The organism is Paenibacillus sp. JL3B1040 (assembly GCF_057063165.1).
In genome coordinates, this window is record NZ_CM169317.1 from 4,187,591 (window position 1) to 4,210,523 (window position 22,933).

Sequence of the window (22,933 nt, forward strand, 5' to 3'; positions counted from 1 at the left end):
ATTTCCTATAATTATGCCTCTTGCGTTCTCTCCCGTCAACTCCGGGTAATGTCCTTGCTGAGTGTACAGGCGGCTCGCAAGGTCCACCGCATTACAAAGCTGCATGACGTTAGCCGGGCGGAGGGAATGATGTAGACTGAAAAAGCAACCGTCAAGCAATTTTCTGTTGAAAATTGTCGGCAATGTCTATATCCTATTAAGGATAGTTATCTTATGAACGTACCTATAGAGGAGTGAACACGTTGCAACGTGAAATTCAAGTGAATGAGAAAGTCCCGTTCGGACCGGGCGTGCTGTTAAGCCTGCAGCACTTATTTGCCATGTTCGGAAGCACGGTGCTGGTGCCCAACCTGTTCGGCGTAGACCCCGGCATGATCCTGCTGATGAACGGCATCGGCACCTTGTTGTACATCCTCATCTGCAAAGGAAAAATCCCCGCCTACCTCGGTTCCAGCTTCGCCTTTATTTCACCGGTCATGGCCGTGCTGCACCACCATCCGGGGAACGGCTATGCGCTGGCGCTTGGCGCGTTCATCGTCACCGGCGCCATCTTCATTCTGTTTGCCCTGTTGATCAAGTATGTTGGCACGAAGTGGATCGACATCGTATTCCCGCCGGCCGCCATGGGCGCGATCGTCGCCTTGATCGGCCTGGAATTGATTCCGGTTGCCGCCGGCATGGCCGGCTGGATCAACAGCGATCCTGCCGCGGCTTGGTCGCCCGACTCGACGGCCATCACTTTATCCCTGGTGACGCTTGGCGTTACGATGCTGGGCGCCGTCCTGTTCCGCGGCTTCCCGAAGATCATCCACATCCTGATCGGGATCGTCGTCGGTTACGTCCTTGCCTATCTGATGGGTGAGGTTAACACCGCGGCGATTGCCGAGGCGAAGTGGTTTACGCTGCCGACGGTAACGACTCCGCAATGGGACATCTCGGTTATTACATCGATCACTCCGGTCGCGCTGGTGGTTATCGTCGAACATATCGGCCATCTGCTGGTGACGAGCAACATCGTGGGCAAGGACTTATCCAAGGATCCGGGACTGCATCGTTCGCTGATGGGGAACGGGATTTCCACGATCCTGTCCGGTTTCGTGGGATCGACGCCTAATACGACGTACGGGGAAAACATCGGCGTCATGGCGCTGACCCGCGTTTATTCCGTATTCGTGATCGGCGGCGCGGCACTCTTCGCGATTTTGCTCTCCTTCTCCGGGAAATTCTCCACGTTGGTTGCCGTGATCCCGCCCCCGGTTATGGGCGGGGTATCCCTGCTCCTGTTCGGCGTGATCGCCGCTTCGGGCCTGCGGATCCTCGTGGAGCAGAAGGTGGACTACTCCAAGCCGACCAATATGCTGCTGACAACGATCGTGCTCGTCATCGGCCTCAGCGGCACCAAGTTGACTATGGGCAATGTCGAGCTGAAAGGCATGGCACTGGCCACCATCGTCGGCATTTTGCTCAGCCTGTTCTTCAAGCTGATCCAGGTGCTGAAATTAAGCAACGACAGCGAAGAAGCTTCACATTAACCACATCTCTTCACTAAACAAGGGGCTGTTGCCATGTAGAACATTGGCAACAGCCCCTTTCGTCACTTATTATTCGTATTCCACCAGCGAGAATACCTCGATTCCCGGCAGCTTTTGCCGGCCGCCCAGCTCGCTCAACTCGATGAGGAACGCGGTCCCGACCACATTGCCGCCCAGTTGGCGAACCAGATTGACGGAGGTGGAAATCGTTCCCCCGGTCGCCAGCAAATCATCCGCAATCAGCACGTTTTGCCCCGGTTTCACCGCATCGCTATGCATGGCCAAGCGGTCTTTGCCATACTCCAGGTCGTATTCCACCTCGACCGTTTCGTAAGGCAACTTCCCGCTTTTGCGGATCGGTACGAACCCGACGCCAAGCGCATAAGCCAGCGGCGCACCAACCACGAAACCGCGGGCTTCCGGACCGGCGATCAAATCGATCTTCAGATGGGATACCAGCTGCTTCAGTTCGTCGACCGCCTTGCGATACATCGCGCCGTCGTTCAGCAGCGTCGTAATATCCTTGAAGCTGATGCCGGGCTGGGGAAAATCAGGAATTACCCGGATGTATTCTTTAAAATCCAAACCAATCTCCTCCTAGTTCAAATGCGATGCGAATCATTGTCTGTTTCTCGAAATCATTTATGAAGCTCCCTCAATTTGGGTCAGCATCCATTCGGTAATTTCCGGCACCCGGCCGTATTGCAGCATCTGTTCGATTTCAGCCAGCAGTCCCAGCTCCCGGTAACGGTTTGACGTTTCCAGGGCTTGCTTGGAAGGAGACGGATGGATCCGAATCATCCCCGATGCACGGATAATGAAACCCAACTCCTCGAATACGCCAAGCGAGAGCTCCAGCATCCGTTTGGACCAGCCGGTGCGTTTCGCTAGCGCAGCCAGCAAATCGTCCTCGCGAAGCCCTTGCCCGGCACCGCGATAGATCAAGCTGTACACCAGCTTGAAATCATCTCGGGAAGGCGGCTCGATCCGCTCTTGCGGCGCACGCGGCGAATGCAGCATGTAAATGCGCTCCAGTCCGGTAAAAGCCGATACCACCCCGGTCCAACCCTCCGGAGATTCCGGAAGCTCCAGGACGAACAACGTCGCCATCGCCCCGATCGCCTCCGCTTGCGCAAGAGCGTTGCCGGGACGTACGCCAACGCTCTTATCATATACCCAAACCGGAATATCCTTCAAATCAAGGGACTGGAAAAAAGCGGAGCCGCCATTCAGCACAACGGCGGAAGCGCCCTGGCCGTAAGCCGGCAGATTAACCAACTTGCCGTGCAGCTCCTCCAGCAGCAGCACCGGATTCCGGGAACCGCGGTAATCGAATACCTGCAGGTGCGACACCGCCAGATCCTGGATTATCAGCTGCGGCTTGCGCGAACCATTCCATTCGTTGATCCCGGCTTCCGCGACGATGTCGACTCGGGCCTCCTCCGCCAGCAGCGAAGCCAATTCGCCCTTGCCGAACATGACCGCTTCCACCGTTTTTCCGTTTTGGCCGAGAATCAGCTTTAAATGCTTGCCGTCTTTGCCCATTTGCCGGCACTCCAGCAGCTTGAGGCCGCGGAGGAGCAGCCTCGGGCAGGCGTTCGCCATGCCGAACGGCGCCAGATGCTGGAGCTGCTCGATGGCTTGCAGTGTAACGTCCTCCAAGGAACAGGCCAAATCCGTCTGCAGGACCGGCACGAAATGCTCGGGGCCAAGCCGATCGGCGGCAAAAGCATTTAATCGGCGGCCGAATTCCTCCAAGCGCTCCCGGTTAAGGGACATGCCTGCCGCAGAAGGATGCCCGCCGAAATGATCCAGCAAGTCGGCGCAATCCGTTAACGCTTCATAAATGTCGAAGCCGGGAATGGAGCGGGCCGAGCCTTTGCACTCCCCCGTTTCCGGGTGAATGCCCAGCACGATCGTCGGGCGGTAATAACGTTCCAGCAATTTGGAGGCCACGATGCCCACGACACCGGCGTTCCAGTCTTCGCCGGCCACGACGATGACATCCGGCAGCCCCTCCGTCTCCGCCTGACCTTCCAACTGCCGCAGCGCTTCTTCCACCATGTTCTCGACGAGCATTTGGCGTTCTTTGTTAAGCACATCGAGTTCCTCGGCGATCGCCTCGGCCTCTTCCATGCTCTCCGCCGTCAACAAGGCGACGGCGCGATTGGCATGGCTCATGCGGCCGCTGGCGTTGATTCGCGGCGCCAATCCGAAAGCGACGGACGTCGACGTCACTTCCCCGCTGGACCAGCCGGATGTCCCCAGCAGCGCCGTCATCCCCGGGAAGGCAGACCGCGCCATCGAGGCGAGACCCGCCTTCACGATCACGCGATTTTCACCGATCAGCGGCATGAGATCGGCGATGGTCCCCAGCGCGACGAGCTCCGTCCAGTCTTCGGGGGTGTCTTCTCCAAACAGCGCCTGGGCCAGCTTGTAAGCCACCCCAACCCCGGCCAATCCTTTAAACGGGTACGTACAATGGGGAAGCTTCGGATTAATCAGGGCATACGCTTCCGGCAAAACCGCCGGCGGCTCATGGTGGTCGGTGACGATCACCTCCATGCCGACCGCATTGGCGTAAGCCACCTGCTCGACCGCGCTAATTCCCGTATCGACCGTCACGATCAGCGTGAATCCTTTTTGGTGAAAATGCTCCAGCACCGGAATATGCAAACCATACCCTTCTTTGGTACGATGCGGAATGTAGTAGTCGTATGTAGCACCAAGGCGTCTCATCAGTTGAATCATCAAGGTCGTGGACGAAACGCCGTCGGCGTCGTAATCCCCGTAGATCAAGATCCGTTCCCCGTTTTCCACCGCACGGCGGATTCGGGGAACGGCTTCCTTCATGCCGCTGAGCAGCATGGGGTCATGTTGATCCGCAAGGTTTCCTCTTAGGAAAAGCTGCGCCTCCTCCGGGCTCTCTATCCCCCGCGTAACCAGCAAAGACGCAAGCAGCGGGGAAATGTTCAACTGGCCGGCCAGTCGGCTGGCAGCCTCTTGGTCGCAAAGCAGCGAATCCCAGCGATATTTGGAATGAAGCAAAAGCGGCACCTTCTTTCTTCCTGTCGGTTCTCTCCGGAGCCGGCTTACTGAAGCAGGTTCGGCAAGTCGCTGTCGGATTCCTCGGTATTGCTCTTGTACGGATATCCCGCTTCATACGGCGCGATTTGAATCCGAACGTCGATGATATGGGAAAACCGGTTAAGCAGCAGCATTTTGGCCCGATTGGCGATGTCGTTGGCTTCCATCACGGTGATCCTTGGGTTGACGCTGATCTTCGCGGTCACGGTTACATAATGACCGTTCTCCTGTGCCTTCAAATCGTCCACGGTGATGACTCCGTACACCCGCTGCACCGTTTCGATTAAGGATGCGGCATCCTCTTCGCGAATCGGCAACGCAGGCGAACCGTAAACGGAGCGTTTCACCAGCCGATAGACTTGAATCAGCACATGTAAAGCTACAAGGATCGCCGCACTCGGTTCAAGATACGCCATGGCCGGTAAATCCCAGGCTTGCCCGCCCATCGCTCCAAAAACGCCCGCCAACACCGTGACGGATGAGAACAGCGAATGGCGGTGTTTCTCGATCATCGATTGCTGATCGACGTCCGTCTTCCTGCGGGATAACCGCAGCTTGACCTGAAACAAGGCTTCCCGGACAGCCATCGACAGGAGCACGGCTGCCAAGACGAAGGTTTCCGGCGGAGTGGTGTCCGCCTCGGCGATGTCGGTAATGGCGGCAATCCACAGCTGTACGGCGCCCATCAGCAGAAAGACGGAAAAGAAAATGGTCGGCAGCGGCTCGGGCGACTCTTTGCCGGCGGACGCCGATCCGGACCCCCGTAAACGCAGGTTTCCCGGACCCGGCAGCCTGGCGGCAACCCCGGAGGCCGCATCATACGCGGAATATAATGCCCCGGCTAGCAAAGCCAAGCTTCCGTATAGCAGACCCACCGTCCCCAAAAAAACGGCAAGGACGAAATCCCCCACGATGCCGGTCCTTGCTGCCGGTTGCGAAATTACGGCTTGTTCTCGTGTCATAATCACCCTCCTGATGCACATCACAGCGGATAAGAGGCGAAAGCCGCGTCAAAAAGACGCGGCTCTATCCTCATCCAGCTCATGTTTTGGCGGTTCAATCAGGCATAGCGGCCGCTTAGGAAGCTTTGGCCGGTTTGCGCTTTTGCTTGCTCTTCAATACGAACCAGAGCGGGCTGGCGATAAAGATGGAGGAATATGCCCCAAACAACAGCCCGATCACCATCGCAAGCGAGAACATCCGGATCGACTCCCCGCCCAGCAGGAAGAGGAAGAACGCAGCTACAAACACCGTTAATGCGGTATATAAGGAACGCATGATGGTTTGCGATACGCTTTCGTTTACCAGCTTGATCAGATCCTGGCGGGACTTCTGCTTGGCAAAACGCAGGTTCTCGCGGATCCGGTCAAAGATAACGATCGTATCGTTAATCGAATAACCGATAATTGTTAATACAGCTACGATAAACGTCAAGTCCACCTCAAGCCGGAAGATCGAGAACACGGCGATGACCATAAAGGCATCATGCAGCAACGCTACAATCGCGGCTACAGCAAACCGCCATTCAAACCGGATGCTGACATAGATGATAATCCCGAGACAGGAGATCAAGACCGCGTAAATCGCATTGCGCGCCAACTCCTTGGCCATTTCCGGATCCACGGTATTCACTTCAAACGAAGCCTTCTCGTCCAGTTTCGAAATTTCCGCTTTCAGTTTCGCATCACTATCTTCATTTAAGACTTTCGTAAACCGGATATTCATCCGGTCTTCCCCGGGACTGATCGTCGCCCCTTCATCAATGCCCAGGTTCTCCAGAATCGGATTGACTTGTTCCGCCGTCAGAGGCTTGGACAGCGTAATATCGACATTGGATCCCGCTTTGAAGTCAACGCTGTAGTTCAAGCCGAAGAACGACAAACAGATAATGCCGGCAATGGTCAGGACAATCGATAGAGTGTAGAAATATTTGCTAAGATGTACGTAATCTAGATTCTTATTAAAGCTCACGAATGTCACGCTCCTTCACACCGAAATATTTCGGTTTCAACAGCTTGCCGGCTTTAAGCAGCAGGTTCAGCAGGAAACGGGAGAGATAGATATTCGTGGCGATACTAAGTACGATTTCCACGATGAGCACCAAGGCAAAACCTTTGACGGCCCCCGTACCATACGCATACATCACGGCCGCAACGATGATCGTCGTAATCTGCGAGTCCAGCACGGTACGCAGGGAGTGCTTGTCCCCTGCTTTAACGGCGGACATAATGCTCTTGCCGGACCGCATTTCCTCATGGATCCGTTCATTGGTAATAATGTTGGCGTCAACCGCCATCCCGATCCCGAGAATAATCGCTGCAATCCCTGGCAGGGTCAGGGTAAAATCGGCCCAGACGAACACGAGAATGAGCAACCAGGTGTGCACGATTAACGTGAACGAAGCGATCAACCCAGGCACCCGGTACATGCCGATCATGAACAACAGAATGAAGAGGGAGCCAATCAGGCCAGCCTCAATCGTCTTGTCCAGCGATTGCTTACCCAGCGTTGCGCCGATGCTTTGCGAATATTTCTCCGTTAATTGAAGCGGGAGTGCGCCAAGGTTGATCTTGTCGCGCAGTTCCTTGGCCTTGTCCAAGTCGCCGCCCACGCTGATTTGTGCGCTTCCGTCGGTCAGAACGGCTTGAACGACCGGGTCGGAGACCAACTCGTCGTTCATATAGATCGCTAACGGTTGTCCCAGCAACCGCTTGGTCACCTCGGCAAATTTCTCTTTGCTGTTCACTTTGATGCTGACCACCGGTTCGTTCATTTGGGTGAACTCCAGCTTGGCTCCGTTTGCAGCAAAATCCGTGCCGATCATTTCGATTTTGTTGTATTCGTCGGCGTTCTTCTCCGTGCCGTCCTTACTGCGGAACGTCAGCGTAGCTGGTTCCTTCATCGTCTTGCGCACCGTAGCCTCATCGGTCACGCCAGCCAACTTCAGGCGAATCCGGTTCGTGCCTTCCGTCGTCACTTCCGGCTCGCTTGTCCCCAGCTTGTTCGCCCGGTCCTCCAAGCTTTTGGCCGTTTGGATCAAGGATTCACGCGTAACCCCGCTTCCGCCCTCAAGCGGACTGGCTTCATATAGAATCTCAAAGCCGCCTTTCAAATCAAGGCCGAGACGTACGTTGTTCAACAGGTCGGGGGTTGTCCAAGCCATGATCCCAAACGAGACAACCACGACGGTTATGAATGCGATAATTCTTTTCATCCCGTACTTCTTTCCCCTTTCAAATTCTCAATATTCCTATTATAGCGATGGCCGAAAAACCAGTCAATTTATCTAATATTGTCAATTTGATTAACGACCGGCACGAAAAAAAAGATCCCCTTCAATCTAAACGGGATCCCCGATAAGCGGACATCGTCATATAGTTCATAAACTGGGTTACTTTTAGAGAAAGAATGTCATTGACCAACTGATACAAAGGGGGGATTCCGCCCTTCTCGTATTTATGGCTGATACACTCCCAAATGTCGGGTCCGGTGATATGCTCGTACCCGATAAGCCGGAACTCTTCGGCCTTGCTGCGACACAAGCCCTCGATTGCCTCGTTCAGTTGTTGGTCCGTCATTTGATCTTCAGCCACGTTCAAGCCCCCTTCGAAACCCCGTCTTATTACATTCTACCCTAAATCTCCGAATCCTGCTTAGAAGAGTTCTTCCATTTCCGAATCTTGCGAAAAAGACGAGTCATGAACCGGGACAGGTCTGTCATATCCATAAAGAGAGAGGTTGTACGGCCTCGCTTACGAGTTTATTAGGCAGCTGTTCGCATCGGTTGATGGAAGAAATCGAATGCTGCCGGGGGAGTGGAGTTTCGATTGAATAAACAAACCTTTATCCAGGGTACGATGATCCTGCTGGTGGCAGGGATCGTGAACCGCCTCCTGGGCTTCATTCCGCGCATCATGCTGCCTCGCGTGATCGGGTCCGAAGGCGTAGGACTGTATCAGCTCGGATACCCGTTTTTTCTCGTGCTGGTGACGATCATTACCGGCGGCATTCCGCTCGCTGTGGCGAAACTGGTGGCCGAAGCGGAATCCACCGGCAAGCCGGAGCGCGCCACGTCGATTTTGCGGACAAGCCTGGTGTTTACGACGGCAGCCGGTTTTCTGTTTACGTTTCTCTGCCTGTTTGGCGCGCCGTGGGTAACCCGGTACGTCCTGACCGATCCGCGCGTCTATCATACATTTATCGCCATGAGCCCGATGATCATCATCGTTTCAATATCTTCGGTCTACCGCGGATATTTCCAGGGAAAGCAGGATATGATCCCCTCGGCCATCTCCTCCATATTGGAGACGGTCGCCCGAATTATCGGCGTCCTCTGGTTCTCTTATCTGCTGCTCCCGATGGGGATCGCCTATGCGGCCGCCGGAGCAATGCTTGGCGTCGTGGCCGGCGAAGCGGTTGGCATGGGCGTCCTGCTATGGCAGTACCGCCGCCTGCAGCGGCGGGAGCGCTTGGATCACTCCAAGCCGGGCGCCCAGACCGCCTCCCCTGATGCAACTACCGGTGCCGGCGCTCCACCCGATGCGGCCGCATATCCGTTCGGAGCCACGCTGCGCCGGATTCTGCGCATTGCCATCCCGGTCACGGGCAGCCGGCTCGTCGGTTCGCTATCCTATCTGCTGGAATCGATCACGACCGCGCGAAGCTTAGCCATCGCCGGCGTAGGGGTCGCCGTGGCCACATCGCAATACGGGGCGCTGCAGGGGATGATCATTCCGCTGCTGCTGCTTCCCGGGGCGTTAACTTCGTCGCTTGCTGTATCGCTGGTCCCTTCCTTGGCGGAAGCGCAAGCGCGGGGCGATGTCAAAACAATCCACCTGCGGTTGCATCAATCCTTGCGGCTTGCGCTGGTGACCGGCGCTCCGTTCGCCGCGATCATGTTCGTGCTGGCCGATCCGATTTGCCGGCTGATCTATAACGACGGCACCATCGGCGGAATGCTCAAAATCATGGCTCCGTTTGCCCTCCTGCTGTATATCCAGACGCCGCTGCAGGCAACGCTGCAGGCTTTGGACAAACCGGGCCGCGCGCTCGTCAACACGCTTATCGGGGCCATCATCAAAATCTCGCTGATTTTCTACCTGGCCTCCAATCCGAAGCTGGGAATCTACGGTGCGATTATCGCCATTATCGTCAACTTCATCGTCGTTACCGTCATGCATGGGTACAGCGTGTCCAGAACTCTCGGCTACCGGTTGCCCTACCTTGACATACTGAAAGTAGGGGCTGCGATGCTCATTATGGCCGCCACCGCCGACTATTTATATAAGCATCTCTTCGTAAGCTCGCAGATGGGATGGCAATTCTTGATGGCATCCCTGTTGTCCGGTTTGCTGTATTTGGCTCTTGCCGGCATCATGGGATTGTTCAATCTCCAGGATTTGAAGCGGCTCCCCGTTTTCGGCAAATGGTTTCGGAAATAACCGGCGCGACCTATTTTTCATCGATTGCATTGATATACAGCTTGCCATTATGATCGATGCTGCAGAAGAACACCTGTTTAAAATCCGACAAGCCTTTCGTTTGGATTTGGTTTTTCAGCCAAAAGCGGGTTTTCCCGATTTTCTGCAGGTTCTCGTCGTTCACTTTGCCGTCCATGATCAGCGGCAGCGGAAGCGCCTCGAATTTGATTTTGGCGGAGAGGCTGGCCTCCCTTTTTTTGGGATGCGCCCCTCCTTCCCCTTCAGTTTTATCTTTGGGAATCACGCTCAGCTGTCCAGTTGTTTCCAATACGGCAAACTCAACGTCGGCGACGCTGTCGATCTTCTGCGAACGCAGCTGCATCATTAAATCATCCAGATTGTAGCGCTGTCGCCTCATCTCTTTGCGGTTGATCTGTCCGTTTCGGATAATGACGCTCGGTTCGCCGTCAAACCACAACCGCACCTTGCGGAAACGAAGCGACAACATCGCGATGGCGATTTGAATCAACAGCAGCGTCAGCATGGGAATGATTCCGTCATAGAGGGGCCGATTGATATCTTCCAGGGCGAAAACGGCAATTTCCGCGATCATGACCGAGATGACCAGGTCGAAGATGGACAGCTCGCCGATCTCTCTTTTCCCCATAATACGCATGACTCCGAACACCAAGAAATACATCAGGACGGTTCGGATGATATGGTTTGCCATATGCTCGATCACGGCAATTCCTCCTCCGGCTAGAAGTTCGCGCAAAACATGGTATAGCTATTCTGGCCGCCCCCTCCTCATTCCATGCGAAGGGTCGCAGGTTAAAATGCGGGAGGTTTGCAATAATCTTCCTTGCTCAATTTGGCCAAGTCAGGTCTATCCGGATAAGCTTGACCATAAAATGTGGTAAAACGTCTGTCGAAGACATTGAGGACAGGAGGCCGAGCACGATGCATTTGATCCGCCGAATATTCGGGATTCGTTTGTCCCAGCCCACCGTTGCCGGGTTATGGTACGGATTTTTATGGATGATGATTGGCGCGTTGATTTTATCCTTATTACTGCAAGGGGACATGCTTGAAGAGTTTAAAATGACGGTGTACACCTATCTCGTGCATGCCGTTGCCGTCTTATTCGGAGGAATCGTATCCGGTAAACGTGCCAAACAGAAAGGATGGTATCAAGGGGCTCTGACCGGAGCGCTGTATGTGCTGCTGCTGCTGTTGATCAGCTTCTTGGCCATGGATACGTCGTTGGGGTTTCAGGAATGGGCTTTAATCTTGCCGGGGTTTGTCATCGGCGCCATAGGCGGTATGATCGGAGTGAATCTCGTTCGCAAGTAAACCGGGTTTTACGGCGGCCTCCATTCATGATAAGTTGGACTTAGTCCAAGCGACATCATCATGAGGAGGTCGTTCTCGTATCATGTATCATTCCATGTCCGGCATTTCCGGGCTGACCGGTATTTCCGTCCTAATCCTAATCTGGGCCAACACGCTCCGCTCGCCATGGCACACCGTTATTTCATTGTTTCGGCAACTGATCAAGTCAAGGCATTTGCTGTGGCTTCTGCTGTTGACCGTCGGAGTTTTGCTGTTAAACAAATATGAACTGTTACTGGAAAATCAACTTCCCTACGATATGGATTTCACGCCGTGGATCTTAAGCATCGAGGGACATTTCGTCGCTTCATTTCAAAGCCTGTTTCATGCACCAGCCGTCACCGAAGTGGCCGCCTTCTTCTATTTAGTCGTTTTTCAAGCTTTAATTCTTGCTTCGCTGGGGATTTATGCTTCCGACGACCGACTCCCTTTGCTGTACGCCACCTGTTGTACCGTGATCTTGAATTACCTGGTGGCGATTCCTTTTTATTTGCTGTTCCCCGTAAACGAGGTATGGTCGTATCCTCCATCGGGCGCCTCTTTTTATATGCTGGAGGTCTTTCCGGATTTCGAGAAGGTTTACCGCCCTTTGTCCGGTCTCAATAACTGTTTTCCCAGCCTGCACACCTCGGTCTCCGTCTCTATGGCCATTTTGGCCACGCGCTCGGGAAACCGGCGCTGGGGCATTATGGCTTCATGCTGTTCGGCGATCATTTTGTTTTCGATATTTTATTTGGGGATCCACTGGTTAACGGACATGCTCGGAGGGCTGGTGCTGGCCGTTTCGGCCTCAACCATCGGCCTTGCTTGGGGGAAACGTATGGCGAACTCTTCGCGGCCCGGAAGCCTTAAACCGAATCATGCCATAAAAAAGAGCCTGTAGCATACAGGCTTAGCATACAGGCTCTTGCTTGGTTTGCTTATCGGAAATTACCCTTCCGACTCCTTGATCGTATGGCTGATCGCGCTCCGGTCAAACGTCAGCTTGGTTACATCATTGACGCGGATCACAACCGTGTCGTCGGTCATCTCCATGATCGTCCCGTGCAGGCCGCCGATCGTCACGATTTTATCGCCTTTCTTAAGCGCATTCAGCATCGTGCTGCGTTGCTGCTGCTTTTTCTTCTGCGGGCGAATCAGTAAAAAGTAAAAGACGGCGATCATGATAACAAACGGAATGATCATGGTAACCAGCGAATTGCCGGCCGCCGGCGGTTGTGCGGCATACTGAAAGAACATGTCTTATCCCCCTTTCCAAGATAACTAACGGTATTTCTTAAAATCCTTTGTCATTGCCAAACAGACCGTACTGCTCAAAAAACTCATCCCGGAAACTCAACAACCGATCGTCCATAATCGCCTGACGGACTTTGCCCATCAGATGAATGAGGAAATGCAGATTATGGTATGTAGTTAATCGCAGCCCAAACGTCTCGTCGGCTTTGATTAGGTGGCGAAGGTACGCCCTGGAGTAATTCCGGCAGGTATAGCAGTCGCACTCGGGATCCAGCGGTCCGAAATCGTTGGCATACTGAGCATTGCGCACCACAAGCCGGCCCTGACTGGTCATCGTCGTGCCGTTGCGCGCAATCCGGGTCGGAAGCACGCAATCGAACATGTCGACGCCGCGAATCGCCCCCTCAATCAGCGCATCCGGCGAACCGACTCCCATTAAGTAACGCGGCTTGTCGGCCGGCAGCAGGGGAACGGTATGTTCCAGCATCTCGTACATCAGCGGCTTAGGTTCGCCTACACTCAGTCCACCAATAGCATACCCCGGGAAATCCAGCGAAGTCAAATCGCGGGCGCTTTGCTTGCGCAGGTCTTCGTACATGCCGCCCTGAACGATCGCAAACAACCCTTGATCCTGGGGACGGGCGTGGCTTTGCAGGCAGCGTTCCGCCCATCGGGTCGTGCGCTCCAGCGAGTGTTTGACATATTCGTAATCCGCCGGATACGGCGGGCATTCATCAAACGCCATCATGATGTCCGAACCCAGCGCGTTCTGAATTTCCATGGCCACTTCCGGGGAAAGGAACAGTTTGTCGCCATTGAGATGGGAACGAAAATGTACGCCTTCTTCCGTGATTTTGCGCATCTCGCTAAGCGAAAACACCTGAAACCCGCCGCTATCGGTCAGAATCGCCCGGTCCCAATTCATGAATTTGTGCAGTCCGCCCGCCTCGCGAATGATCTCATGTCCCGGCCGCAAGAAGAGATGGTACGTATTGCTCAAGATGATCCGCGCATCCATCTCCTTCAATTCTTCCGGACTCATCGTTTTCACGGTCGCTTGCGTTCCGACCGGCATGAACACCGGCGTATCGAACGAGCCGTGCGGCGTATGCACGCGCCCCAGCCTTGCGCCGGATTGCTTGCAGGTCTTGATATGTTCATAGGTTATTGCTGCTGCCAATCTGATCAACCGTCCTCTTCTTAATAAATGTGTAATCAAAAGACGACTTATTTTAGTAAATAAACATGGCGTCGCCGAAGCTGAAGAAACGGTACTTCAGGTCGATCGCTTCCCGATAAGCGCTTAGGATCCGCTCTCGGCCCGCCAGCGCGCTGACCAGCATGACCAGCGTCGATTTCGGCAGATGAAAATTGGTGAGGAGCGCATCCACCAGTCCGAACCGGTAACCGGGATAAATGAAGATGCCTGTCCAGCCGCTGCTTTTGACAATGGGGCCGTCCCCGCATTGCCGGGCCACCGTTTCCAGCGTCCGCGCCGAGGTCGTCCCGACGGCTACGACCCTGCCGCCTCTGGCTTTCGTTTCATTCAGGATATCGGCCGTCTCTTGGGGCAACACATAATACTCTTCGTGCATAACATGATCCTCGACCCGTTCCACCGACATCGGCCGAAACGTACCGAGTCCGACGTGCAGCGTGACAAAAGCGGTCGTTACCCCTTTGGCCCTCACCTGTTCCAGCAGTTCCTCGGTAAAATGCAAACCCGCGGTTGGCGCGGCAGCCGAACCTTCGTGTTTGGAATATACCGTCTGATAACGTTCGCGGTCATCCAGCTTCTCCTTGATGTAAGGAGGCAGCGGCATTTGACCCAGGCGGTCCAGAATTTCGTTGAATATCCCCGCGTATACGAACCGGAGGACGCGTCCGCCCATTTCTCCCTCCGCCTCAACGACGGCGCGCAGCTCCTCGCCGAACACGATCACCGCGCCGGCTTTCAGCTTCTTGCCGGGTTTGACCAAGGCCTCCCAGCGGTCTTCGCCCAAACTTTTGAGCAGCAGCACTTCGGCTTTAGCGCCGGTATCCTGCTTAACCCCGAACAGTCGGGCCGGAATGACCCGCGTATCGTTCAGCACCAGCGTATCGCCCGGCCGCAAGTAATCCAATATATCGGAAAACGTATGATGCCGGATTTCCCCGGTTTGCTTGTTTAACGTCAGCAGGCGCGAAGCGCTGCGCTCGGCCAGCGGCGTTTGGGCGATCAGCTCCTCGGGGAGTTCGAAATCGTAAAGATCCACATTCATCGGTTCTTCATTCCTTAACGATAGTCACATTTTGGTAGTAGTGTTGCAAGATTTGCCGGTAATCATACCCGGCGTCGGCCATTCCTTTGGCTCCCCATTGGGAAAGTCCCAGGCCGTGGCCGTTTCCGCGCCCGACGAAGACGAATCGGTTCGCCGTGTCGACCACGCGAGCGGTCTTGTCGCCGCTCATCACGACCAGCGGACCATTGGCTGTCGTCTTGCCCGATGCCGACTGAATCGCCGTTGCGGACGAAGCCGTCCCCGTTCCCGCGGTTCCTCCCGCACCTTGTACAGTATACCGCCCGGTTTGAACGATATCAAACAAAGTGCTGGGCAAACCGTTCAGAGCGGAACGGTACGAGTCCGGATATTTGACGTCGAGCGGTTGCCCGTTGGCTTTGACCTGCATCACCCGTCCGGACGGTCCGCGTTGGGTCACTTCCAAATTCGATATCGAAGACGGGGCTTCCGTCGACGTTTTACCCTTCAGGGATTTCACCAGCTCCTCCGAGCTGTAAGGTCCGCGAATCCACGCATAGGAGCTGGATTCGGGCACTTTGCCCAATACGATGGCTTGGTCGCCCGGATTCAACTTGGCCAGAGGCTCAACATCGGATTGGATGAGCGGCAGCCTCCGGACCAGGACGTTGCTGGTCGTCACCGTCAGCTTCTGCAACCCCGCCGGCGTCGTCCCGTTTAAGGCCGTGTTATCTTCGCGAACGTATCCCGTAATCCCGCTGGACAGCAGAACCTCATACCACGATTTCAACGAGGCTTGCGCGGATTCGTCTCCATCGCTCGGCACGCTGGAATAGATCGGATTGACATTCCCCCAAACCTCGCTCGAATCCGCCGTGACGCCGCCGCTGTTGGACGCGAAGATTCCTTCCACGATTTGTCCGTTCGCCGACACCAGCACTTCTCCGGCCGTGGCGTCAACGGCTTGGACGATGCTGGCCACTTCCTTCTCCGTCCCATTGTAGACTTGGCTTAAGGTTGTATCCACAAGTCCGGCTACTTGAAACTTGTTCAGTCCCGCGTTATACAAGGCATAACTGCGTGCCGCAACCGCCTGTGCCTTCAGGGCCTCCTGCGGCCAAGACGACGGGACTTCGCCGGCGACGACGGAATACAGATATTGTTCGATCGGCAGCTCATTGACGAGCGCCAATTGACCGTTTACTTTGCTGATCTCAAAATTCCCGCGATAGCTGCGCGCCGAACGCTCCACGATCTGGATTGGGGAATTGCCCTCATCCCGGATGGTCAACTTGGCGCCTTCTCCACTAAGCTCGTAATGGTCAACGCCTGCAGGTGCATCCAAACTCAACGTCACGTCACGGTGCAGAAGTAGGGCCGGAACGTTCTCGTTCACCGGAGCCCAGGAAACGCCCGGATGCTGTCCGGCCAGTCCCGTTTGCAGCGCGGACTGCTCGGCTGCGTTTAACGCGCCGCCGACCCATACCGCATACTGCTGCGGTCCGGTCATCACCGCAACCGCTTCCGCCTGCTGTACGTTCAGCGTCCGGCTCAGATTCTCCGCCTCCGTCAGACTCGCCAAAGCACCGGAGGATACGTACAAGGGTCCGCGCGCCTCGGCCTTGCCGCCTTTCAGGGAAGCGGACAGCGTTTGGCTGACCCGGTCCGCCGCTTTCTGCGCCTCCGCCGAGCTGACGTAAGGGCCCGTATAAACGCGGTATAATGTGCCGTTCGCCTGGTCAGCGGCGAAAACCACCGGCTTGTCCGACGTGCCTTGCAGCTTCTTAACCGCAGCGGCGGTCGTCGCCCAATCCGCGGTCTCCAACGCTTTGACCTTATAGCCGTTCACGCTAAATCTTGCGGTTTCGCCCGCACCCCATCGGAGCCACGGTTCCAGCGCCGCATTGGCGTCGAAGCTCGCCTCCGCGGCTGCCGCCGTTTTCAGCGTAACCGCCGGCGTCGTCGATTTATAAGTGCTGCCCAGATCCAAATACATAGCCACGCGGACGCGTGTTGTAGCCGATTCGTCGGCCGCCGCCGGAAGGTGAGTCGCCCCGGCCAGCAGCAAACCGGCGAGAATTCCTTTGCCCCATCGGCTTAACGAAAATGTGCGTTCCATGCGTTTCAAACCCGTTTCTCCTCCTTCATGATGCCTTCCGGACTAAGTTTAAGGCGTCTCCGGAATGGGCAGACCCAAATGCTGATAAGCCGCCGGCGTGACCATCCGTCCCCGCGGCGTTCGCTGCAAAAATCCGATCTGCAGCAAGTAAGGCTCGTATACGTCCTCGATCGTCTGGCTCTCCTCGCCGATGGTTGCGGCGATCGTATCCAATCCGACGGGCCCGCCGCGGAAGCTCGTGATCATCGCGCGCAGCATTTTGTGGTCGATCAGATCCAGCCCCATCGGGTCAACCTGCAACAGTTGCAGCGCTTCTTTGGCGATCTCGGTGGTAATCATGCCGTCGCCGCGCACTTGAGCGTAGTCGCGCACGCGCTTCAGCAGACGGTTGGCGATCCGCGGCGTCCCGCGCGACCGAAGCGCGATTTCCGTCGCCGCGTCGCCGACCATTTCGATGCCGAAAATATCCGCGCCCCGCGACACAATAAAGCTGAGCTCATCGATATGATAAAATTCGAGGCGGCTGACGACCCCGAATCGGTCGCGCAGCGGCGCCGACAGGAGTCCTGCCCGTGTCGTGGCGCCGACCAGCGTAAAGGGCGGCAAGTCCAATCGAACGGACCGGGCGCTCGGCCCCTTGCCGATCATGATATCGAGGGCAAAATCCTCCATAGCCGGATACAGCACTTCCTCCACCGTCCGGTGCAGCCGATGTATCTCGTCGATGAACAAGACGTCGCCCTCCTGCAAGTTGGTCAGCAGCGCAGCCAAATCGCCCGGCCGTTCAATGGCCGGGCCCGAGGTCGTCCGCAAATTGACGCCGAGCTCGTTGGCGATGATGTTGGCCAGCGTCGTCTTGCCGAGTCCCGGCGGTCCGTACAACAGCACATGATCCAACGCTTCCTTGCGCAATTTCGCCGCTTCGATGTAGATTTTCAAATTTTCCTTGATCTGGTTCTGTCCGATATATTCCGCCAAATAACGGGGCCGCAGGCTTAATTCCACCGCCTGGTCCTCCATCATCAGATTCGCGGAAATGATCCGGTCCTCCATCATGCGCTAAGCCCCCTTCCTGTTCTTATCATTAGCCGGCGTACAGCAGCTTGAGCGCCTTTTTCATAACGGAATCCACCGCCTCGTCCGGCCCGACATCGTCCTTCAGACGATGCCACACCCTGTCCAGCTCCGCTTCGGTATAACCCAGGGCTTTCAATCCCTCACGCGCCTCCGGCCAACCCGGGTTGCCGCCATCCGGCAATGCTTCGCCACCGGCTGCGGGCACCGGGTCGAACAACGTGCCGCCGCCCCCCAGCTTGTCCTTGAGGTCCAAAATCATCCGCTGCGCGGTTTTCTTCCCAATCCCCGGCAGCTTGGTCAAGAATGCGATATTCTCCTGATGAATCGCGGCCACGACATGGTCCGGGCTGCCGCCGCTTAAGATTCCCAGCGCCACGCGCGGGCCGATGCCGGATACCTCGATCAGTTTGCGAAACAGCTTCTGCTCCTCCCGGGTCGGGAATCCGAACAGCAAAATCGCATCTTCACGCACATGATGATGGGTATATATCGTCACCGTTTCTTGTCCCTTGGCCGCAAAAGCGTAAGGGTTCGGGCAAAACACCCGATACCCTATTCCTTGTACATCGACAACTACGTACTCCGTTTCCAAATGGGCAATCTGGCCCCGCAAAAAATCGATCATGAACGTAATACCTCGTTTATTTTAGAGTTTAAAGTACAAGAATGCGCATGACAGATCGCCACGGATAACGCGTCCGCCACATCGTCCGGCTTCGGGATCGCCTGAAGTTTCAGGAACATGCGCGTCATCTCCTGCACCTGCCGTTTTTCCGCCTTCCCGTAACCTACGATTGCCTGTTTGACCTGCATCGGGGTATATTCCGCAATCGGCAGCCCCTTCTGCGCCGCGGCGAGCACTAACACGCCCCTCGCTTGGCTGACCGACATGGCCGTCGTGACGTTCCGATTAAAAAACAGCTTCTCGAACGCCACCGCTTCCGGTTTGTATTTGTCGATCAGTTGAACCATGGCTTCATAAACGTGCAACAGCCGCTCTTCCTCCGGCGTATGCGCTTCGGTTTGAATGCAGCCGTACTGCACCGGCGTCACTTTGCTGCCCTGTTTATCAATAAATCCGAACCCGACAATGGCGATGCCGGGGTCAATTCCAAGTACACGCAAGGCTCATCTCTCCCCAATCGTTGCTTAAACTCCCCCATGAACCTTGGATGGAGCCCCGTCCGGCATAAAGCGAACATATGTATTCACTTTATTATAGCAAAAGATCGCGTGCACTGAGGAAAAAGTTTGTAGAAGGGTTGGGGATTGGAGGACACCGTGTGCAATGTGACGTAAAAAAGCGCCTCCCATCCTATGATTCGGGATGGGGGCGCTGCCTTGGTCGTTTTCCGGCATTGCTACTGCTCATTTCTACTGCTCTTCGTTTTGCTGCATAACTCTCTCCGACGGCTCGATCGCAAAGTCGCTGAAGGTGGACAGCACACTGTTGTACTCTTCTTCATCCTGAATGCGGATCCCTTGCTGCAATTGTTGAATCACTTCCGCCGGCAACGCACTCTCCATCATCTCCACATCCATCTGAAAAAAAGTGCGGATCACCTTTTCCTTTTTCGGCGGACCGTCGAATAATGTCAAATTCCCATCCTTGTCCAAGCCGATATAACCGCTTGTTTTGCAGGTGTCGGACAGGCCGTCTATTTTTTCCTCGATCCAAACGTCTCCCCCTGCGCCCAGTCTTCCTTCCCATGCAGGATGGTCCTTTAGGAGCGCTGCGATCTCCTCCGGCGTCATAATGCCAAGTATGCTGCTTTCTTCGCCGCAGGTATATATTTTTGTCAGATGGACGATTCGCGATTTATCCTTTTCCAGGTCCAACAGCCATTCTTCTTCGGCCTCGGGGGCGGCTTCCCGCCACTGGCCCAAAGTTTCGATCGCCAACGGTTCGCGGGCCATCAGCTTTTCCATTTGCTCGGACAATGGCAACCCCATCCAGGCCATAACCGCGATTAAGCAAAAGGCGCTGGCGGTCCATATGGCGCGTCTCCATCTTCTCCATCGTTTTTTTAAGTGTTTTTTGATTTGGAAGATATTCACGGTTATCCCCTTCTATCGGACTTTTGTCTCTATTGTGGCCGACAGCGGGAACCTTTATTCAATTTTGGAAGACGGCAAGCCCCCGAAATGACCGCATCAACAATCATAACCACCCGTCCAACGGGTGGTTTGCTCTTGGGGTATAACCCCCTGTTGCCAAACTGCGCCTAAAGACGCTAGCCTGACAATAAAATTGTTCAGGCTCAGTGTATTTTGTCACCTTCACTTACCAGTTAAACTGGTTTACTTCTTCTTGCCACCGTTACTGCTGAACGGATCTTCATATTCTTTTACACTCAGCTTATCCATCGCCTGGTCGTGTACTTCTTGTTCACGAATATACTTTGCTACGGTAGCTTCATTCAGTCCCACTGTACTCACATAATATCCCTCCGCCCAAAATTTTCGGTTCCCGTATTTATACTTTAATTGGGCATGTTTCTCAAAGATCATGAGGGAACTTTTTCCCTTCAGATATCCCATGAAAGATGACACGGATATCTTTGGTGGAATGGCTACCAACATGTGTACATGATCCGGCATCATATGACCTTCTAGAATCTCCACGCCTTTATACTTACATAGACGTTTGAAAATTTCGATCAAGTCTTTCCTCACTTGATTATAGATTTCTTTCCGTCTATACTTCGGGGTGAACACAATATGGTATTTGCACATCCACTTTGTGTGAGCAAGACTGTAGTTCTTGTTTGCCATCTAAGACCATTCCTTTCATTGAGCCTGAACATCTCAATTTTATCGGGATGGTCTTGTTGGTCAAACCCTCGTTCCCTCCACCCGCATAGCGGGTGGTTTTTTGTTTCGCACGCTTCGCGTACTCAACTGGCTAAAGCCTAAACAAAAGCAGCCATCCGTTTAAGGATGACTGCCTCCATACATCGGGACGACACGATTCGAACATGCGACCCCCTGGTCCCAAACCAGGTGCTCTACCAAGCTGAGCTACGTCCCGATAGCCAAATGGCTTGCCGATTCGGAAAATCGGGCCACTTGCTCTATTATAGCGTTCAAAATGAAGAAGTCAAGAATGAATCTTCGGTCATCGGCGATGTTTGTTCCCGGCCGCCGCTCCCCGATTTTCGCGCATTCTTCAAAGCAGCCAGCTTTAGAAAACCAGCTTTAGGGTCTTGATCTCGTAAGGATGAAAATCAAGGACTACTTCACCGTCATTCACAAGCGGCTCCTCCATTTCTTCCTCCAATAGATTAACCACCATTGCCTTGGCCGCGGGAAACTTCCAATGCAGGCGAACCTGCTCACGTGCACCGGATGATTCGTAAAATCGCAAAATAATCCCTTTTCCGTCCTCTGCCATCTTCATCGTGTCCAGGATGACATGGTCGCTAAGCAGGCGTAAGAACGATCCTTCGCTGGGCAGAACTCCTGGCTGAACCTTCGCAAGCTCAACAACGACTGGCTGATTTAATTCAGCTGCGGCATGTACGACCTTCGCCTCCCGCCAATTCCCGCGATGCGGATAAAATGAATACGTAAACTCGTGAAGACCCAAATCGGCATGCTTATCCGGCCACTTTGGTGAACGCAGCAAGGAGAGTCTCATGATGCCTTCCTTAATGTCATATCCGTATTTACAATCGTTCAGAAGGCTGACTCCGTAGCCGCCCTCGGATAAGTCGGCCCACCGATGCCCACAAACCTCGTACTGAGCCTGATCCCAACTCGTATTATTCGTAGTGGAGCGTTCCAGGGCACCGAACGGAATCTCATACGTTGCCTTAGTAGCAATCACATCTACGGGGAAGGCCACTTTCCATAATTTGTGATCCTCCTGCCAGTTCACAGAAGTCTTAAAGTCCACTCTTCTTGTACCTTTATGAAAAAGGATTTCCTGTTCGATCGTAGACCGGCTCCAAGACCAGCGCAAACGCAGCACGTCTCTGACACATCCTCGTTCAATAACCTCGAAGGATTCCAACTTCGCCGTTCCGGCAGATTGCTGGGCATACCGACTGTCCACGTCCCATGCATCCCATTCCACAGGCCGGTCATGGAAAAACTGAAACTCGTTGGCGACCGTTCCGGCTTTCAACAGTTCACGGTTCTCTTCCTTATCCAGCCAGCGAGTGATCTCTCCGCGTTCGTTAAACTCCATTACATATTTATCCGTCTCCCATTGTAAACATTGAGCGGGATCACGCTGCCCTGCATCCATTTGATTTCCCTTCATATTTGATCGCTTTGTACGCAGCCATACCGTAGTATAACCGAAGGCCGGAATCTCAGGTAGTTCTACCAAAAGGCAGGGGCCATTCTCCGTCTCTATGAGCTGTGATTTCAAAAGTCTCCCTTGTCCGTCGAACCCCCTTCCTTCTGTTCCCGCTTCCAGCGGCAGCTTAATCACGGCATTTCGTTTCCAGCCAAGGCTGTTGAATACAATATAGGGAATGCCCTCCCCCTCGATCCGAATGGCCGATTTTACGCGATCGAGCCCACTTTTCAATACCGAATGGCCAATTTGAGACACCTCCGCATACTCTTTAGAAGATGTCTCATACACCTCAGGGATGGATGAGCCGGGAATGATATCATGGAATTGATTTAGTAAAAGCAGCTTCCAGCCTTGCTCCAAAGCCGGAAGGCAATCCCGATCAGCCGCAGATTCTACATTCAGGCAAGCCGCCAAGCTGCTCCAGATCTCCGCCTCCCGGTATAACAACTCCATCTTGCGGTTCATCTTTTTGTTCCTCGCCTGGGATGTATAAGTTCCGCGGTGGTATTCCAGGTACAGAT

General features: G+C 54.5%; 21 protein-coding genes and 1 tRNA gene. 4 read left to right on the forward strand and 18 right to left on the reverse strand.

Annotated elements, in window-relative coordinates; translation table 11 throughout:
• Positions 1-242: 242 nt before the first annotated feature.
• Positions 243-1,532 (forward strand): uracil permease, encoded by a 1,290-nt coding sequence (uraA, locus tag ACZF99_RS18845; RefSeq protein WP_483606605.1) that lies wholly within the window; start codon positions 243-245, stop codon positions 1,530-1,532.
• A gap of 69 nt (positions 1,533-1,601) precedes the next feature.
• On the opposite strand, the gene ACZF99_RS18850 is transcribed toward uraA, so the two are convergent.
• The 6 genes from ACZF99_RS18850 to ACZF99_RS18875 all read right to left on the reverse strand — a co-directional run bounded on the left by ACZF99_RS18850 (position 1,602) and on the right by ACZF99_RS18875 (position 8,197).
• On the reverse strand, positions 1,602-2,117 hold the full coding sequence (locus ACZF99_RS18850) for an adenine phosphoribosyltransferase (RefSeq protein ID WP_483606606.1): 516 nt from the start codon (positions 2,115-2,117) through the stop codon (positions 1,602-1,604).
• A gap of 57 nt (positions 2,118-2,174) precedes the next feature.
• A complete protein-coding gene (gene recJ / locus ACZF99_RS18855) occupies positions 2,175-4,580 on the reverse strand; it encodes a single-stranded-DNA-specific exonuclease RecJ (RefSeq protein ID WP_483606608.1) in 2,406 nt (801 codons plus the stop codon).
• 44 nt (positions 4,581-4,624) lie between these two features.
• Positions 4,625-5,581, reverse strand: a complete 957-nt coding sequence (locus ACZF99_RS18860) for a cation diffusion facilitator family transporter (protein ID WP_483606609.1) — start codon at positions 5,579-5,581, stop codon at positions 4,625-4,627.
• 115 nt (positions 5,582-5,696) lie between these two features.
• The gene (gene secF / locus ACZF99_RS18865; protein WP_483606610.1) at positions 5,697-6,590 is read right to left on the reverse strand and encodes a protein translocase subunit SecF; all 894 of its coding nucleotides are present in this window, start codon (positions 6,588-6,590) and stop codon (positions 5,697-5,699) included.
• A complete protein-coding gene (gene secD / locus ACZF99_RS18870) occupies positions 6,580-7,833 on the reverse strand; it encodes a protein translocase subunit SecD (protein WP_068784619.1) in 1,254 nt (417 codons plus the stop codon). The genes secF and secD overlap by 11 nt, the downstream gene beginning before the upstream one ends.
• A 121-nt stretch (positions 7,834-7,954) precedes the next feature.
• Complete coding sequence (locus ACZF99_RS18875; RefSeq protein WP_068785339.1) at positions 7,955-8,197, reverse strand: post-transcriptional regulator; 243 nt, start codon at positions 8,195-8,197, stop codon at positions 7,955-7,957.
• 249 nt (positions 8,198-8,446) lie between these two features.
• Between ACZF99_RS18875 and ACZF99_RS18880 the strand changes: the two genes are divergently transcribed.
• Positions 8,447-10,060, forward strand: a complete 1,614-nt coding sequence (locus tag ACZF99_RS18880) for a putative polysaccharide biosynthesis protein (protein ID WP_483606611.1) — start codon at positions 8,447-8,449, stop codon at positions 10,058-10,060.
• A gap of 10 nt (positions 10,061-10,070) precedes the next feature.
• On the opposite strand, the gene ACZF99_RS18885 is transcribed toward ACZF99_RS18880, so the two are convergent.
• Positions 10,071-10,769 carry a DUF421 domain-containing protein gene (locus tag ACZF99_RS18885; RefSeq protein WP_483612841.1) on the reverse strand — a complete coding sequence of 233 codons (699 nt, stop codon included), beginning with the start codon at positions 10,767-10,769 and terminating at the stop codon, positions 10,071-10,073.
• 230 nt (positions 10,770-10,999) lie between these two features.
• On the opposite strand from ACZF99_RS18885, the gene ACZF99_RS18890 reads away from it, so the two are divergent.
• Positions 11,000-11,392 carry a TIGR04086 family membrane protein gene (locus ACZF99_RS18890; protein ID WP_483606612.1) on the forward strand — a complete coding sequence of 131 codons (393 nt, stop codon included), beginning with the start codon at positions 11,000-11,002 and terminating at the stop codon, positions 11,390-11,392.
• 82 nt (positions 11,393-11,474) lie between these two features.
• Positions 11,475-12,314 carry a phosphatase PAP2 family protein gene (locus tag ACZF99_RS18895; protein WP_483606613.1) on the forward strand — a complete coding sequence of 280 codons (840 nt, stop codon included), beginning with the start codon at positions 11,475-11,477 and terminating at the stop codon, positions 12,312-12,314.
• 47 nt (positions 12,315-12,361) lie between these two features.
• Here ACZF99_RS18895 and yajC read toward each other — a convergent pair whose 3' ends face one another.
• The 11 genes from yajC to ACZF99_RS18950 form a co-directional block, all read right to left on the reverse strand.
• Positions 12,362-12,670 (reverse strand): preprotein translocase subunit YajC, encoded by a 309-nt coding sequence (gene yajC / locus ACZF99_RS18900; protein ID WP_483606614.1) that lies wholly within the window; start codon positions 12,668-12,670, stop codon positions 12,362-12,364.
• Between the two features lie 37 nt (positions 12,671-12,707).
• Positions 12,708-13,847, reverse strand: a complete 1,140-nt coding sequence (tgt, locus tag ACZF99_RS18905; protein ID WP_483606616.1) for a tRNA guanosine(34) transglycosylase Tgt — start codon at positions 13,845-13,847, stop codon at positions 12,708-12,710.
• A 52-nt stretch (positions 13,848-13,899) separates the two neighbouring features.
• A complete protein-coding gene (gene queA, locus ACZF99_RS18910) occupies positions 13,900-14,928 on the reverse strand; it encodes a tRNA preQ1(34) S-adenosylmethionine ribosyltransferase-isomerase QueA (protein ID WP_483606617.1) in 1,029 nt (342 codons plus the stop codon).
• Positions 14,929-14,935: 7 nt separating this feature from the next.
• A complete protein-coding gene (locus tag ACZF99_RS18915; protein ID WP_483612843.1) occupies positions 14,936-17,026 on the reverse strand; it encodes a SpoIID/LytB domain-containing protein in 2,091 nt (696 codons plus the stop codon).
• 48 nt (positions 17,027-17,074) lie between these two features.
• A complete protein-coding gene (ruvB, locus tag ACZF99_RS18920; protein WP_483612845.1) occupies positions 17,075-18,079 on the reverse strand; it encodes a Holliday junction branch migration DNA helicase RuvB in 1,005 nt (334 codons plus the stop codon).
• 31 nt (positions 18,080-18,110) lie between these two features.
• Positions 18,111-18,728 carry a Holliday junction branch migration protein RuvA gene (gene ruvA, locus ACZF99_RS18925; RefSeq protein ID WP_483606618.1) on the reverse strand — a complete coding sequence of 206 codons (618 nt, stop codon included), beginning with the start codon at positions 18,726-18,728 and terminating at the stop codon, positions 18,111-18,113.
• Positions 18,725-19,228, reverse strand: coding sequence for a crossover junction endodeoxyribonuclease RuvC (ruvC, locus tag ACZF99_RS18930; RefSeq protein WP_483606619.1), 504 nt, complete (start codon positions 19,226-19,228; stop codon positions 18,725-18,727). The genes ruvA and ruvC overlap by 4 nt, the downstream gene beginning before the upstream one ends.
• Before the next feature lie 249 nt (positions 19,229-19,477).
• The gene (locus tag ACZF99_RS18935) at positions 19,478-20,161 is read right to left on the reverse strand and encodes a BofC C-terminal domain-containing protein (RefSeq protein WP_483606620.1); all 684 of its coding nucleotides are present in this window, start codon (positions 20,159-20,161) and stop codon (positions 19,478-19,480) included.
• Between the two features lie 243 nt (positions 20,162-20,404).
• Complete coding sequence (gene tnpA / locus ACZF99_RS18940; RefSeq protein ID WP_240268557.1) at positions 20,405-20,878, reverse strand: IS200/IS605 family transposase; 474 nt, start codon at positions 20,876-20,878, stop codon at positions 20,405-20,407.
• 182 nt (positions 20,879-21,060) lie between these two features.
• Positions 21,061-21,134, reverse strand: a tRNA-Pro gene (locus tag ACZF99_RS18945).
• Positions 21,135-21,287: 153 nt separating this feature from the next.
• Positions 21,288-22,877 carry an alpha-mannosidase gene (locus tag ACZF99_RS18950; protein WP_483606621.1) on the reverse strand — a complete coding sequence of 530 codons (1,590 nt, stop codon included), beginning with the start codon at positions 22,875-22,877 and terminating at the stop codon, positions 21,288-21,290.
• Positions 22,878-22,933: the final 56 nt, after the last annotated feature.

Coding starts and splice junctions, on each gene's coding strand:
- ACZF99_RS18860 (WP_483606609.1), bottom strand. CDS start 5,581: ATGACACGAGAACAAGCCGTAATTTCGCAACCGGCAGCAAGGACCGGC.
- secD (WP_068784619.1), bottom strand. CDS start 7,833: ATGAAAAGAATTATCGCATTCATAACCGTCGTGGTTGTCTCGTTTGGG.
- ACZF99_RS18875 (WP_068785339.1), bottom strand. CDS start 8,197: ATGACGGACCAACAACTGAACGAGGCAATCGAGGGCTTGTGTCGCAGC.
- ACZF99_RS18885 (WP_483612841.1), bottom strand. CDS start 10,769: ATGGCAAACCATATCATCCGAACCGTCCTGATGTATTTCTTGGTGTTC.
- ACZF99_RS18890 (WP_483606612.1), top strand. CDS start 11,000: ATGCATTTGATCCGCCGAATATTCGGGATTCGTTTGTCCCAGCCCACC.
- ACZF99_RS18895 (WP_483606613.1), top strand. CDS start 11,475: ATGTATCATTCCATGTCCGGCATTTCCGGGCTGACCGGTATTTCCGTC.
- yajC (WP_483606614.1), bottom strand. CDS start 12,670: ATGTTCTTTCAGTATGCCGCACAACCGCCGGCGGCCGGCAATTCGCTG.
- queA (WP_483606617.1), bottom strand. CDS start 14,928: ATGAATGTGGATCTTTACGATTTCGAACTCCCCGAGGAGCTGATCGCC.
- ACZF99_RS18915 (WP_483612843.1), bottom strand. CDS start 17,026: ATGGAACGCACATTTTCGTTAAGCCGATGGGGCAAAGGAATTCTCGCC.
- ruvB (WP_483612845.1), bottom strand. CDS start 18,079: ATGGAGGACCGGATCATTTCCGCGAATCTGATGATGGAGGACCAGGCG.
- ruvA (WP_483606618.1), bottom strand. CDS start 18,728: ATGATCGATTTTTTGCGGGGCCAGATTGCCCATTTGGAAACGGAGTAC.
- tnpA (WP_240268557.1), bottom strand. CDS start 20,878: ATGGCAAACAAGAACTACAGTCTTGCTCACACAAAGTGGATGTGCAAA.
- ACZF99_RS18950 (WP_483606621.1), bottom strand. CDS start 22,877: ATGAACCGCAAGATGGAGTTGTTATACCGGGAGGCGGAGATCTGGAGC.